At 45.7% G+C, this 14,986-nt stretch carries 14 protein-coding genes; 11 read left to right on the top strand and 3 right to left on the bottom strand.

Translation table 11 applies throughout. The features are described 5' to 3' along the window. Positions 1-16: 16 nt before the first annotated feature. Together ABDW16_RS21875 and ABDW16_RS21870 are read left to right on the top strand one after the other, a co-directional pair. Positions 17-1,102: a DUF3810 domain-containing protein gene (locus ABDW16_RS21875; protein WP_343672699.1), complete on the top strand. Its 1,086-nt coding sequence runs from the start codon at positions 17-19 to the stop codon at positions 1,100-1,102. Beyond that, complete coding sequence (locus ABDW16_RS21870; protein ID WP_343672698.1) at positions 1,059-3,734, top strand: glucosidase; 2,676 nt, start codon at positions 1,059-1,061, stop codon at positions 3,732-3,734. Before ABDW16_RS21875 ends, ABDW16_RS21870 begins: the two co-directional genes overlap by 44 nt. Positions 3,735-3,839: 105 nt before the next feature. Here ABDW16_RS21870 and ABDW16_RS21865 read toward each other — a convergent pair whose 3' ends face one another. Beyond that, positions 3,840-4,787, bottom strand: coding sequence for an arginase (locus ABDW16_RS21865; RefSeq protein ID WP_343672697.1), 948 nt, complete (start codon positions 4,785-4,787; stop codon positions 3,840-3,842). Positions 4,788-5,027: 240 nt separating this feature from the next. Between ABDW16_RS21865 and ABDW16_RS21860 the strand changes: the two genes are divergently transcribed. The 4 genes from ABDW16_RS21860 to ABDW16_RS21845 are packed head-to-tail and all read left to right on the top strand — an operon-like array spanning position 5,028 to position 8,398. Further along, positions 5,028-6,167: an acyl-CoA dehydrogenase gene (locus tag ABDW16_RS21860; RefSeq protein ID WP_343672696.1), complete on the top strand. Its 1,140-nt coding sequence runs from the start codon at positions 5,028-5,030 to the stop codon at positions 6,165-6,167. Positions 6,168-6,180: 13 nt separating this feature from the next. Further along, complete coding sequence (locus tag ABDW16_RS21855) at positions 6,181-6,393, top strand: hypothetical protein (protein WP_343672694.1); 213 nt, start codon at positions 6,181-6,183, stop codon at positions 6,391-6,393. A gap of 43 nt (positions 6,394-6,436) precedes the next feature. Next, positions 6,437-7,114 (top strand): YggS family pyridoxal phosphate-dependent enzyme, encoded by a 678-nt coding sequence (locus tag ABDW16_RS21850; RefSeq protein ID WP_343672693.1) that lies wholly within the window; start codon positions 6,437-6,439, stop codon positions 7,112-7,114. Between the two features lie 39 nt (positions 7,115-7,153). Then, positions 7,154-8,398: a TlpA disulfide reductase family protein gene (locus ABDW16_RS21845; RefSeq protein ID WP_343672692.1), complete on the top strand. Its 1,245-nt coding sequence runs from the start codon at positions 7,154-7,156 to the stop codon at positions 8,396-8,398. Between the two features lie 68 nt (positions 8,399-8,466). Here ABDW16_RS21845 and ABDW16_RS21840 read toward each other — a convergent pair whose 3' ends face one another. After that, a complete protein-coding gene (locus ABDW16_RS21840; protein WP_343672691.1) occupies positions 8,467-8,769 on the bottom strand; it encodes a YtxH domain-containing protein in 303 nt (100 codons plus the stop codon). A gap of 97 nt (positions 8,770-8,866) precedes the next feature. Beyond that, positions 8,867-9,595: an SRPBCC family protein gene (locus tag ABDW16_RS21835; protein ID WP_343672690.1), complete on the bottom strand. Its 729-nt coding sequence runs from the start codon at positions 9,593-9,595 to the stop codon at positions 8,867-8,869. 181 nt (positions 9,596-9,776) lie between these two features. On the opposite strand from ABDW16_RS21835, the gene ABDW16_RS21830 reads away from it, so the two are divergent. The 5 genes from ABDW16_RS21830 to ABDW16_RS21810 form a co-directional block, all read left to right on the top strand. Beyond that, positions 9,777-10,619 (top strand): DUF1080 domain-containing protein, encoded by an 843-nt coding sequence (locus tag ABDW16_RS21830; protein ID WP_343672689.1) that lies wholly within the window; start codon positions 9,777-9,779, stop codon positions 10,617-10,619. A 417-nt stretch (positions 10,620-11,036) separates the two neighbouring features. Then, positions 11,037-11,747, top strand: a complete 711-nt coding sequence (locus ABDW16_RS21825) for an RNA ligase family protein (RefSeq protein WP_343672687.1) — start codon at positions 11,037-11,039, stop codon at positions 11,745-11,747. Beyond that, the gene (locus tag ABDW16_RS21820; RefSeq protein ID WP_343672685.1) at positions 11,731-12,837 is read left to right on the top strand and encodes an AAA family ATPase; all 1,107 of its coding nucleotides are present in this window, start codon (positions 11,731-11,733) and stop codon (positions 12,835-12,837) included. The genes ABDW16_RS21825 and ABDW16_RS21820 overlap by 17 nt, the downstream gene beginning before the upstream one ends. A gap of 160 nt (positions 12,838-12,997) precedes the next feature. Continuing rightward, the gene (locus ABDW16_RS21815; protein WP_343672684.1) at positions 12,998-13,642 is read left to right on the top strand and encodes an START domain-containing protein; all 645 of its coding nucleotides are present in this window, start codon (positions 12,998-13,000) and stop codon (positions 13,640-13,642) included. 356 nt (positions 13,643-13,998) lie between these two features. Next, positions 13,999-14,986, top strand: a 988-nt coding sequence (locus ABDW16_RS21810) for a DUF1080 domain-containing protein (protein ID WP_343672683.1), incomplete at its 3' end; no start/stop codon positions are given.

Raw genomic sequence — 14,986 nt, 5'->3', positions numbered from 1 at the left:
TTTCGCGCTGATTAGTATGGATACAAATACAAAGATAAGGCACACAGGAGTACGTATTGTGGTAACTATTTTGTGCATCGTCATTTTGAAGGGGCTGCTCACATTCAGCCATCGTTTTGAAGGGTGGTATTTTCATAGGTTCTACTTTTGGATAAGTAACTTATTAAGGGTGGCATTGGGATCCATACCCTTTAGTGTTGGCGACGTAATTTATGCTGCCTGGGTTATAACAGGTAGCATTTATTTGTTAAAATTATGTTATAAACTGATTAAAACCCAATGGAAGGAAAGTTTTTTATATTTTCTAAGGGGAATAAGTGCGGTGCTGACATTATACCTGGCCTTCCTGGTATTGTGGGGCTTTAACTATGACCGCTTCTCGCTGGAAACGGATATGAAGCTGGATGTGAGTGAGTATGGCACCGAGCAATTGTACAAACTGGCAGACACCCTGTTACAACGGGTGAACGCCAACAGGATAGAAATGGGCGATTCTCTCCACGCCACGCATCCGGGGGCGGACAGTGCCCAGCTCTTTCAGCGCGCTGTAGTAGCCTACGATCAGGCGGCAAAGCAATGGCCGGTACTGAAATATACGCATCCCTGCCTCAAGACCTCCCTGTATGGTACCTGGATGAATTATATGAATGTAGGGGGCTACCTTAATCCCTTTACCGGCGAGGCCCAGGTGAATACCACCACCCCGGGATTTTTACATCCGTTTACGATTTGTCACGAAGTGGCACATCAATTGGGATATGGGGCAGAAGAAGAGGCTAATTTTATAGGCTACCTTGTAGCAGGTCATGCAAAAGATGTTCGGTTCAGATATGCCGCCAATTTCGAGATGTTTATGTACAGTATCCGGCAATTGCGCTGGCAGGATACCACCAGGGCAAAGGAGTTGTGGCAGAAAGCAGTGCCTGGCGTGCATGAAGATTACCGCCAGTTAAAAAACTTCTATCAAAGATACAGCAGCCCGGTAGATGATTATACAGCTATGATTTATGATCAGTACCTGAAGGCGAATAAACAGGAAAAAGGAATACGTAGTTATAGTGAAGTGGTGGGATGGCTGGTGGCCTACTTCCATATTCAATGATCAAAAGCAGCATACGATGAATGAAGAACAACAACGCCTTCAGATACAAGGCTGGAAGAAATGGGGATCTTATGTAAGTGACAGGCAGTGGGGAACTGTACGCGAAGACTATAGTGGTAGCGGCAGTTCGTGGGATTTTACCACACACGATATGGCAAGGAGTAAGGCGTGGCGATGGGGTGAGGAAGGGATCGCCGGCATTTGTGATGAAAAGCAGTTATTGTGTTTTTCACTGGCCTTCTGGAATAAGAAAGACCCTATTCTGAAAGAACGCTACTTTGGTCTGAACAATGCACAGGGGAATCATGGGGAAGATGTGAAAGAACTCTATTACTACCTCGATGCAACTCCCACACACTCCTATATGAAAATGCTGTATAAATATGTACAGCAGGAATACCCTTACGAACAGCTGATACAGGAGAATGCCCGCAGAAGCAAGGCGGAAGAAGAATATGAACTGATCGATACCGGGCTCTTTAATGAAGATAAATACTTTGACATCTTCATAGAATATGCGAAGGAGGATATGGATGATATCCTTGTCAAAATCACTATTCATAACAGGAGTAATGAAGAAGCACCACTCACAGTATTGCCAACGGTGTGGTTCCGCAATACCTGGGTGTGGGGGCGTAGACCTTATAAACCTGCACTATGGCAGGAGGATGCACAGACAATCCGGTTTGAGCATGAGAAACTGCAGGTACAATACCTGTACCAGGAAGGCGGACAGGAAATGTTATTCTGCGAAAATGAATCGAACAATAAGAAACTATACAATGTAGATTCCATCACACCCTATGCAAAGGATGGAATCAATGATTATATTTTACATGGGGCTGCAAGCATTAATCCTGATAAAAAAGGTACTAAGGCCGCCGTGCATTATGATATTTCTGTACCTGCTCATGGTACCCATACTATCAGGTTAAGACTTGCTGACAAGGTCAAGGAGCAACCGTTTGCCGGTTTTGAAGATCTCTTTGCCGCAAGGGTGGCAGATGCAAATGCATACTATGAAGAACTGCAGGCAGAGATCAAAGATGAAGATGAGAAGCTGATACAGCGCCAGGCATTGGCAGGTATGCTGTGGAATAAACAGTTTTACTATTATAAAGTACAGCGCTGGCTGGAAGGTGATCCTTCACAGCCAAAGCCGCCCGCAGAGCGCTGGAATGGACGGAATAAAGAGTGGAAACACCTGGTGAATGAAGATATCATTTCCGTACCGGATAAATGGGAGTTCCCCTGGTATGCGGCATGGGATTTAGCTTTCCATTGCGTAACCCTCGCCATGGTCGATCCGGATTTTGCCAAGCAGCAATTATTGCTGTTGACAGAGGAGTGGTATATGCATCCGTCAGGAGAATTTCCTGCATATGAGTGGGCGTTTGGAGATGTGAACCCACCGGTGCACGCGGGGGCGGTATATCGTGTATTCAAGCAGGATGCGGCGATAAAAGGGGAGAAGGATTATCTTTTCCTGGAAGCATTGTTTCATAAATTGCTCATCAATTTCACCTGGTGGGTGAACAGGAAGGATAGTAGTGGAAGCAATATCTTCGAAGGTGGTTTCTTAGGATTGGATAATATCGGTGCATTTGACAGAAGTCTTCCATTACCGGATGGCGTTCGTGAAGAACAGGCCGATGCCACCAGCTGGATGGCCACGTATGCATTGAATATGCTGCACATTTCATTAGAATTGTGTAATCACAACAAGGTGTACAATGGAATGGCGACGAAGTTCTTTGAGCACTTCATGTACATTGCCGGTGCAATGGCGAATATGGGTACGGGCAATAGTGGTTTGTGGGATGATGAAGATGAGTTCTTCTACGATCAGTTACGGGCGCCTGATAATCGTATTTTGAAATTGAAATTCAGAAGTATGGTGGGATTGATTCCACTCTGCGCGGTAGAAGTTATTTCAAAAGAAGCGTTGGAGAATAATCCCGTTTTTGCAGAGCGCATGTCGTGGTTCCTACGCCACAGGCCAGATTTAGCACAGCTGGTGTCAAGGTGGTATGAGGAAGGGAAGGAGAATAAACACTTGCTGAGCTTATTGCGTGGGCACCGTATGAAACGGCTGCTGTACCGAATGCTGGATGAAACAGAGTTTCTGAGTGAATATGGAGTAAGGTCTTTGTCAAAAAAATATGAAGCGGATCCCTACCGGCTGAGAGAGAACGGAACTGAATTGATTGTAAAGTATGTACCGGGCGAAAGTGATACGATTACCTATGGTGGTAATTCTAACTGGCGGGGGCCTGTATGGATACAGATGAATTTCTTATTGATAGAGAGCCTGCGCAAGTTTCACTACTTCTACACAGATGATTTCCGTATAGAATATCCTACTGCTTCCGGCTCTTATTATTCACTGAAAGAAGTGGGTACTTTTTTGGCGGATCGTTTGTTAAAGATATTCAGGAAGGATGAGAATGGCCGCAGGCCGGTGTTGGGAAATAATGAAAAATTGCAGCAGGATCCGCATTTTGTTGATTTGCTACAGTTTCATGAATATTTTCATGGAGATAATGGGAAAGGGTTGGGTGCTGCGCACCAGACGGGTTGGACTGGTCTCGTGGCTAATTTAATCAGGATGAAGCACACGAACCCACGGTAAATACTCAGGTGATTATTTTTTGCCAGAGGCAAAAAATAATCACCTTCACGCGAAAAAAAGGCGTTTACCGAAGGTAAACGCCTTTTTTTCGCTAATTCATTTTCGCTAATTCATCAACAACACATTCACGCTCCGCTGCAATATATTAAAAGCAATCTCCGCCATTAAATTCTCCTTATCCAACGTCGGATTCACCTCCGTTATCTCAAAACAACATATCTTCCTATGCTGCATAAACTTCGCTATCAAATCCTCCACCTCTCTTTCCCTTAATCCATTCGTCACCGGCGTCCCCGTCCCCTTAGAAATAGACGAATCCAAACTATCCACATCAAACGACACATATATATACTCGCAGTCACTCAAATACCTGAACACCGCCCTCGCCACCTGCTCCGCCCCCTTTCTCCGCACCTCATTCGTCGTAATCACTTTCATCCCATACTGCTTAATCAAAGATTCCTCTTCTTTTTCATAATCCCGCAATGAAATAAACACAATATCCTCCGGCAACACTTTCGGCGCAATCCCACCAATATTCTTCAATGCTTCCCACTGCTTAATCGTATTCTCATCCAGGTCATGCACCTTACAATCTAAATTATCCTCCGCAATGGAAATGGCCACCGGCATCCCATGCATATTACCTGACGGCGTCGTATAGGGTGTGTGCAAATCCGCATGTGCATCGATCCATATTGCCCCTATCTTTGCCTTTGGCCTCGCCATCTTCAGTCCTGCAATCGTAGCTCCTGCCGTACTATGATCTCCCGACAATATAACAGGAAACCAATTCGCTTTCACCGTCTCACACACACTCTTACTAATCCTTTCATACAGTGTCAGCGTACCTTTAATCCTTTTTGCATAAGGGGATTCTATCGGTTCAAACAGCAGTTTATTTTCTGTCTCAATTGTTTCAGTAGGGAAATGCACAAAAAAGTTGCTCATAAAGTCCAGTGCAGCTATCTTGATCGCTTCCACACCCAGGCTGGCGCCACGTGTTCCCGCGCCAATCTCTGATTTCACCTCAATGATCTTAATATTTTTCATAAAAGGATGTTATTCCTGTTTAGCAAGCTAATGGTTTTTAAATGAACGGGCGGCCGGTTGCACTGTGGAGGTATATACATACCCGGGTGAAAACCTGTAATAATTCCAATAAGGACAGGGTATCTTCAAATAATCTTTAATGTTTTCCAGATAAAAATGGATAAAGACTAAATGTGGAATTCAGAAGGATAAATACGATAAATTCGTTCATATCAATAACTCCAACAAAACGTAAATTCCATGGACTTTCAACTCACTGAAGAACACCTGATGATTCAAAAGGCTGCCCGGGACTTTGCCCAAACTGAACTATTACCCGGCGTCATAGAACGAGATGAGAAACAATTATACCCCGCAGCGCAGATCAAAAAACTGGGAGAGTTGGGATTTCTCGGAATGATGGTAGACCCGAAATATGGCGGTGCTGGCCTGGATACGATCTCCTATGTACTGGCCATGGAGGAAATATCCAAAATAGACGCTTCCACGTCAGTATGCATGAGCGTAAATAATTCATTAGTCTGCTGGGGCCTGGAGCACTATGGTACCGAAGCACAGAAACAGCAGTACCTGGTACCCCTTGCCAAGGGCGAAATAACCGGTGCATTCCTGCTCAGTGAGCCGGAAGCTGGTTCCGATGCCACCTCACAGCGCACCACTGCCGAAGATAAAGGCGATTTCTACCTTCTCAATGGTACTAAAAACTGGATCACGAATGGTAGCAGTGCGAGTGTGTACCTTGTAATCGCTCAGACCCACCCTGATAAAGGCAGCAAAGGCATCAATGCCCTGATCGTAGAAAAAAACAGTCCCGGCGTCACCGTAGGGGCCAAGGAGAATAAAATGGGGATCAGGGGCAGTGATACCCATAGCATTATGTTCCAGGACGTACAGGTACCCAAACAGAACAGGATAGGGGAAGATGGATTCGGCTTTAAGTTCGCCATGAAAACATTGGCAGGTGGCCGCATCGGCATCGCTTCCCAGGCATTGGGTATCGCTTCCGGCGCTTATGAATTAGCAGTCAACTACTCCAAACAACGCAAGGCTTTCGGAAAAGAAATCAGTCAGCATCAGGCTATCCAGTTTAAACTGGCAGATATGGCTACCCGTATAGAAGCGGCACGATTGCTGTGTTTCAAGGCAGCGTGGGAAAAAGATCAGCATAAAGATTATACCCTTAGTGGCTCGATGGCGAAAGTGTTTGCCTCTGAAACGGCGATGTGGGTTACAACAGAGGCGGTGCAGGTACATGGCGGGTATGGGTATGTGAAAGAGTATCATGTAGAGCGGCTGATGAGGGATGCGAAGATCACGCAGATATATGAAGGAACCAGCGAGGTGCAGCGGATTGTGATCGGGCGTAGTATACTCGGCTAAAACACTTTTGTATATGACTAATAAAAAAGATTCCTCCAGCGATTTTACCCATTTTCTGAAGATAACGGTAATCAGTGTAATGCTGTCTGTGCCATTCTGGTTTATAGCGCCGTCAGTGGCAGCGGTAGCGTTTATGATTATCCTGGTGTCGCTGAATGCGGCGTCGAATAAAAAGAGGAAAGGTAAAGTTGATGGAGGGTCTTATTTAGATCATGATCAAAAATGATTTCTTCCTTGCTGCCGCAGGCCACAATTACTACCTTTGCGCCATGTCAGTAAACTTACCCGCATTTCAAAAAATCACTGCCGAACTGGCCCCTTACCATGCCAGACTCGTCGCAGTCTCCAAAGTAAAACCAGCCTCCGACATACAATCCCTGTATGATGCCGGTCAGCGTATCTTTGGCGAAAACTATGTCCAGGAACTACAGGAAAAACATCCTATCCTTCCAGCTGATATCGAATGGCATTTCATCGGCCACCTTCAGTCGAACAAGGTAAAATACATCGCTCCCTTCGTATCCATGATCCACGCAGTAGACAGCCTGCGCCTGCTGGAAGAAATCAATAAACAGGCGGCCAAAAACAACCGTACCATCCGCTGCCTCCTCCAGGTACACATTGCCGAAGAAGAGACCAAATTCGGCCTGGACGAAACCGAACTCACCGACCTGCTTACCCAATGGAAAGCACAGCCAGACAAGTTTAAAAATATCACCATCGCCGGCTTTATGGGTATGGCTACCAACACCGACAACCTGGACCAGGTGCGGGCCGAGTTCAGGCACTTAAAAAGCCTGCAAACCCAGCTCAAAGCCAACTTTGCACCTGAAGGGGATGCACTCGCCGAACTCTCCATCGGCATGTCCGGCGATTACACCCTCGCCCTCGAAGAAGGTAGTACCATGGTTCGCATTGGCAGCATGCTTTTTGGTGCCCGGTATTAATTTATTATCTTTACCCCATAAAATTAATAGACTAAACCTATGCTCAAGCATTGTTGGTTACTGGCGGTACTGCCAGCATTTATATTCAGTAAAAGCCTGGAAAAGGAAAACCTGCCTGCCGGTACCTGGAAAGGTAGCCTGCATCGTGCAGATGGCGCAGATATCGTGTTCAACTTTGAAGTGAAAGACAGTGCGCACAAAAAAGTAATCTACATCCTCAATGCGCAGGATCGCATGCTCGTGGACGACGTAAAACTGAAAGGGGATTCTGTATTTATCAAAATGCCGTTCTTCGATTCTGAATTCAAAGCAACCATCAGCAGAAGCGGCTCCCTCGAAGGATTATGGGTGCGCCACATGCCTGACAGGGATATCACCATCCCTTTCACTGCTGCACACAATGTGAAAGAACGTTTCCATGCACAATCACCTGCTGCTATAAATGTAACCGGTCGCTATGCCACCTGGTTCTTTAATCCGGGAAAACCAGATTCTTCTTACGCAGTAGGAGAATTTAAACAAACCGGCAGCAAAGTAACAGGTACTTTCCTCACATCTACCGGCGACTACCGTTTCCTGGAAGGGATAGTAGACGGCGATAGCCTGAAACTGTCTACTTTCGATGGTTCTCATGCTTACTATTTCACCGCATTGGCAAAAGATGGCTACCTGGAGAATGGAGTTTTCTATGCCGGCATTGGCGCGGGTAAGGAACAATGGGTAGCACGCAAAGACGACAAAGCAGCGTTGCCCGACGAACGTTCACTGGCAACAACCAAACCGGGGAATAACCGCCTCGATTTTACCTTTCCTGATATGAATGGTAAAAAGGTAAGCATCAATGATCAGCGTTTTGCAGGCAAGGCAGTGGTAATTACCCTGATGGGTAGCTGGTGTCCTAACTGTATGGATGAAACAGGTTTCTTAAGCACCTGGTACAAGGAAAATAAAGCCCGTGGGGTAGAAGTGATTGGTCTGGCATATGAAAGAACCAATGATTTTGCAATATCCCAAAAGGCCCTGTCAGGATTCCTGAAAAGATTTGATGTGACCTATCCTGTTTTGATCACAGGCGTAACACCCGGCGATCCGCAAAAAGCAGAAAAGACCCTGCCGCAGTTGACGGGCATCAAAGGTTTCCCGACCACTATTTTTATAGATAAGAAAGGAAATGTGAAGGAGGTGCATACCGGTTTTTCCGGTCCTGGTACAGGAGAACATTACGAAGCATTCAAAAAAGAATTTAATCAGCTTGTCAATTCACTCTTAGCTGAATCTGAATAAATAGAAAGGTCCTGCTCACACAGCAGGACCTTTTTATTTTATTCGCGTGGCCATCCGTTTATATATACTTATGAAAGCGCTTCTTTCTTAAATTTTTTGTAAGATTGATTGCTTTCATTTATAATCTTCAGTACACGTTCCTTCACATCCTCTTTTAACCCGGTTGTCTCATTTTCGAAGATGTATTTTAGCTCTGACAAGCCATCTGCACCTTTCCCAACAATACTTCTGAAACGATTATTTACATCATGGGCTGATCTTCTGATCTTTTTCCTGGTCTCTTCACCACTATCTGGTGCAGTTAAAATTCCGATGGCAACTCCTGCTGCCAATCCTGCTAATGCGCCGTATAATAATTTCATTGTACTCATAAAAAAAGTTTATAAGGTTAAACAAAATGCAGTTACTGTGTGCCAAATATCAGGCCAGACCGGCCTGTGGAATGTAAAAAAAAAGTGAAACCATGCTCTACAGTGCTGTAATTTCTCCCGTTTCCACATAGTTCTTAAATCTCAGGATATCTTTCCTGATCATATTTTCAAATGCAGGATTCAGAATCCACGCCAGTCCTGTACCTACATAACCCGCGGGCGGACGGTAAGTAATGATTACTTCCATTTCAGTGCCGCCACCGATCGCGTCACTAAACGAAATTCTGCCTGCGGTGGCAATGTCAGAGCCTGCTGCAGAACGCCAGCCAATCAGTTCTCCGGGTTCATCTTTAATAATCTCGGCATCCCACTCAATCCGGCCGAGTTTGCCAGGGCCGGTGGCCACCCAGTGTGAATGATGACTGTCTGTTTCTGTAACCACAGCAAGGTGGCGCATAAAATGCGGCAGATTCTCTACAGAACGCCAGAAATTGTACACTTCAAAACGTGGCTTGTCAACAATGAATTTCGTACGGATATTGATCGCACTGGTATGCTTGTCAGACAATCTTCTGCCTGCCATCGCGGAAATAGGACAGTTACCCGAAATGCCCCTGTATAAAAGATAACCACCGGCAATCAGTCTGATCAGGCTGCGAACGGGGTGTTTGTTGACCTGGCTGATAGCACTGGTGGTCATTAATGCACCGCCTACAATAGAAGCGATACGTCCGGGTTTACTAACATTCAGTACATTGGAGTGTTCATACAAAGCGGTGGCTTTGGGTTCGCCATGACCATTCAGAGGATGATTATAATTGCTCATAATAACACTTTTACAAATTATAATGCATAAATGCTGCTAAAGGTTCAAATAGTTGATATTCAATAATTATTAAAAAATTTAATTGAGTAATGAATTTCACAGACTGCCAGTCATTCCCACCCTGCTATGAAATATTGTCGACATGACATATCTTAATACTTCTAAAATCAAAAACAGAGTTATGAAAAAACTGTTGACTGCTGGTTACCTGCTGTTGTCCCTCGCCTGCTCGGCCCAGCAAAAACCTGGAAAAGGATGGATTCAACTTTTCAATGGGAAAGATCTGAAAAACTGGGATATTAAAATCAGGGGTCATAAACTGAACGATAATTTCGGCAATACCTTCCGTGTGGAAAATGGCATTCTTGAAGTACGCTATGACCAATATAAAGATTGGGGTGACCGCTTCGGCCATATGTTTTATAGAAAGAATTTCTCCGCATACCTGCTGATTGCAGAATATCGTTTTGTGGGTGAACAGGTGAAAGGCGGCCCGGCATGGGCGTTGCGTAACAATGGTTTGATGCTGCATGGGCAAACGGCTGCCAGCATGGGTTTAAACCAGGATTTCCCCATCTCCCTGGAAAACCAGTTGTTAGGTGGTAATGGCAAAGACCCACGCTCCACCGGCAATTTATGTACGCCAGGTACCAATGTCGTTATCAATGGAAAGCTCATTACTGAACATTGCATTACCAGTACTTCCAAAACATATCATGGAGAACAATGGGTAAGAGTAGGTGCGTTGGTGTTAGGTGACTCTGTGATCAGACACATTGTATTTAACGATACCGTCCTTGTATACAATAAACCGCAGGTAGGTGGTGGAAATGTGGCAGATGCAGATCCGGCCTTGCTCAAAGAAGGACGTTTACTGAGCGAAGGCACTATCTCCATACAAGGTGAAAGTGCGCCGACTGATTTTAGAAAAATAGAGTTATTCGATCTTTCGCCCTACATGAAAGATCCTAAAAAACTGGATGCGATCATCCATCAGTTACAGGAAGAAACCAGGACAAAATAATTAAAGAGGCTTCTGTTTTGTAGCAGAAGCCTCTTCCTTTTTTATCGTATTGCGATAACCGGTGCCTGAAAACTACTATCCGGTATTTCTACATGAATAACTCCATGGGGTGGGGTCGGCGGTTTGGGAGGGCTGGGCGGCCTTGGCGGTCCATGACGCGGTGGTACACAGCTTGCTCCCCACAATAATATGCCCAGCAACAATGGTATGAATCTGTGTCTCATATTGCAAACATTTAGTTCCACAATTGAAAAATCAAATTACATGCCCGAAAAATCCATATCTTTGCCGCCAATAAAAAAACAATTCAAACCTTGCGCCATGTAATTTCACAGGCATATTAAACACTACTCCCGCCACCTGCACCCTTGCAGGCATGGCCTGTGAATTCTTTGTCTTTATCAAACCCTGAACAACATGGCTATTTCAGAAAAATATGGCCGTACCTATCATTTTCCGTTCTCACCGGGTACTACCAGTGATGATCGTATCCAGCATGATTACTGGCAATACATCAGCACTATACCCACACTCATACACACGGAAAAACTGGACGGTGAAAATAATTGTCTTTCCAGGCATGGTGTATTTGCACGCTCTCACGTAGCGCCCACTACATCTCCCTGGACAGAGAGCTTGCGCCGCTACTGGCAGATAGTAAAAAATGATCTTGGCGAACTGGAAATATTCCTGGAGAATGTGTACGCGATTCATTCTATCGCCTACAAAAATCTCGATCATCATTTCTATGTATTTGCCATCAGAGAAAAAGGGCAATGGCTCAGTTGGGAAGAAACCTGCTTTTATGCAGCCATGCTGGACCTGCCGGTTGTACCAGTCATTAAAACACTGACTACACCCACTTCCCAACAATCATTCGAAAGTGAACTGCTCAGTATTGTCGCAGGCCCCGGTGCCTTTGCCGCACACGATGCATTCACCGGTGCACCAGCCACCATGGAAGGCGTAGTTACAAGAGATGCAGGTAGTTATCCCGTAGCATCGTTTGCTGAACACGTATTTAAATATGTAAGAAAAGGGCACGTAAAAACAGATGTGCACTGGACGCGCAACTGGCGTCGTGCCCGGTTAAATTTTGAAGGAGGTCAACATGTGGACTATCAGTGAAAATAAATCATGGGATTATTTAGAAGCACACTATGATTGGGTAAAACGAATGCGCACTACACCGCAGGATGCCCGCCATCATGCAGAAGGAAATGTGGCCATACATACGCAGATGGTGATCGATGCATTGATCGGTTTACCAGCGTACCAGGCACTCGATGCACAAACACAGGAGATCATGTGGGCGGCTGCATTATTGCACGATGTAGAGAAAGCGGGAACTACGGAAACCCTGCCTGATGGTACGGTTACCTCTCCCGGTCATGCACGCAAAGGAGAAATGACAACGCGGCAAATCTTATACAAAGAAATAGCTACCCCATTTGCTATCAGGGAACAGATCGCAAAACTGGTACGTTTTCATGGATTGCCCTTGTGGATATTTGAAAAACCGGATCCGGTGAAAGCTTTGATTACCGCAGCTTTGCAGGTAGATACTCGTTTGCTGGCACTGTTGGCAAAGGCAGATGTATCCGGAAGGATCTGCCATGATCAGCAAGACCTGTTATATAAAATTGATTGCTTCGAAGAGCTGTGCAAAGAACAGCAATGCTGGGGGCAGGCACCCTATTTTGCCAATGCACATGCGCGTATGAATTACCTGCAAAAAGCAGGTGCAGCCCGCGAATATATCCCTTATGATCAACCCAAAACAAAGGTGGTGATCATGAGTGGGTTGCCAGGTGCAGGAAAAGATACTTACGTACAAAAGCATTTCAAAGACTGGCCGGTCGTTTCGCTGGATGCCATCAGGATAAGTATGAAAATCGCACCTACCGATAAATCGGGTAATGGCCGCGTGATCCAGGAGGCAAAAGAACAAGCAAGAGTATACCTGCGGAACCAGCAGAGTTTTGTGTGGAATGCTACAAACATCACACATTCTATGCGGGAACAATTAATTTCGTTGTGCATACAATATACGGCGGAGATAATCGTCATATATGTTGAAGTCCCATACAAAGCGTTGTTTAAACAAAACAGTGCGCGGGAAGCTATAGTACCGGCTGCTGTGATGCAACGGCTGGTACATAAGCTGGAAGTGCCGGATATTACAGAAGCCCACGAGGTGGTGTATGCCGTCAGCTAAGTAGCATGGAAGGGCGCTTACCTGTAAAAGTGTTATAGTATTGCTAAAATGCTGTACTATCACTCAGGAAAGCGCCTTCCCAACTTCCCCGAATCATTTAATCCGTAAATTGCAAGCAACCCGGCCAATTTGCTATCAACCGTTTGGCCAAGGCACAGACATGAAGAAACGTTTAATGATCATTAGCACGGCTATGCTGTTATCCCTCTTTTGTTACGCCCAGAATGACTGGAAACTAAAAGATAATAAGGACGGGATTAAGATTTATACGAAGACAGTTGAAAACTCCAACTTAAAGGCCATCCGGGTCAAAGTTGCAGTAGAAGCTACCCTTAGTCAATTAGTATTCATTATTCTCGACATTTCGTCGGCAAAAGATTGGGTTTACAGTACAAAATCAGCCACACTACTCAAACAGGTAGGTCCCTCTGAACTATTTTACTACTCTGAAGTTGCCTTACCATGGCCCATTACCAACCGGGACTTTGTAGCGCACCTCATTGCAACCCAGGATGCGAAAACAAGAGTGGTGACCATCGATGGCCCGGTAGTACACAATTATGTACCGGAAAAAAAAGATATTATCAGAGTTCGTAATTCTTACGGAAAATGGGTATTAACCCCACTTCAGAACAATATGGTGTATATTGACTATACATTGGAAACTGACCCTGGAGGTTCTATCCCTGTCTGGCTGGTGAATCTCTTCGCCACCAAAGGGCCAATGGAGACCTTCAAAAAACTGAAAGTACAATTGGCAAAACCTGCCTACCGGAATATTCATTTATCATTTATTAAGGAATAAGGAGGGTATAAGTCCACCTTTAGTCCACCCTGAACAGGGCGAGCCTTCGCTCAAGCCTTAGTGCTAAAGCATTGCTAAAAGGTCATCAAAAGGTCACCTCTATATCCCCGGGATATTGAAGTGACCTTTTGGTGATCTTTTAATGACCTTACAGTACTATACTATGGCCAGGGTATACTCCGCCTATCCCTAACTTCTTGTACTTCCCGATTTCAATTTCTATATTGCATAATCGTCAAAAGGTCTCAACGCTAAAATTTCACATTCTTTTGGCGCAATTTTATTGTAACGTTATGGTACTTAGATCGAAAAATCATGCTAGCCGGTCTTTGACGTGCTTCCTTTGCCTCTGTGGTATGGGAATAGCTGTTGTCAACCCAGCATCCGCACAATCCGGCAGTCTGCCACTACAGGACTTATCTTCATTTCATGACCCAGGTCCCAGCTGGAGCATCGTCACCGACGCTGCCGCCGCCCTGGACAAACCTCATGAACTGAGCTTCTCCCCAGGTACAGGTGTGCTTCTGAACCTCCCGGACAAGAAACACCCGGGCCAGGACCTCTTCACCAATACCGAATATGGGGATATAGACCTGGAACTGGACTATATGATGGCGCCCGGCTCCAACTCAGGTGTATACCTCGAAGGCAGGTACGAGATCCAGCTCCTGGATAGCTGGAGCAAAACCAATCCTACCGCCGGCGATAACGGTGGTATTTACGAGCGCTGGGAAGACAGTCGTCCCTCGGGACTCCAGGGTTATGAAGGCCATGCTCCCCGTTACAATGTAAGCCGTGCACCAGGCCTGTGGCAACACCTGAAAGTCTCCTTCCAGGCACCCCGCTTCGACGCCAATGGCAAAAAGATTGCCAATGCCCGTATGCTGCTCATCACCCTGAATGGCGCTGTCATTCATGAAGATGTAGAACTCCTCGGCGCTACCCGTGGCGCTATGGCAGGAGGTACCGAAAGCGCTACCGGTCCGCTTCGCCTGCAGGGCGATCATGGTGCCGTTGCTTTCAAAAACATCAGCATCAAAAAAAGAGATGCCGCCAATGATCCACAGGTGGTCAACAACCGCCGCGACAATGTAGATCCTATCTATGTAGATGCTCCGGTAACTACAATTCTCCGCAGCTTCATGGACGTACCTGACTTTCGCATTGTGCATGCCGTAAACGTAGGTAGCCCCGAACAGGTACACTACACTTACGATATGGACAGAGGCATGCTGGCACAGGTATGGAGAGGTGGTTTCCTCGACGCCACCCCTATGTGGCATGACAGGGGGAATGGAACCTCCCGCCCCCGTGGCACCGTGCAGACTTTAGGCAAACCTTCCC

The sequence above is a fragment of the Chitinophaga sp. genome (genome assembly GCF_039596135.1).
GTDB lineage: Bacteria > Bacteroidota > Bacteroidia > Chitinophagales > Chitinophagaceae > Chitinophaga.
Note: the sequence above shows the minus strand (reverse complement) of the source record. Positions and strands in the feature narration are given on the sequence as shown.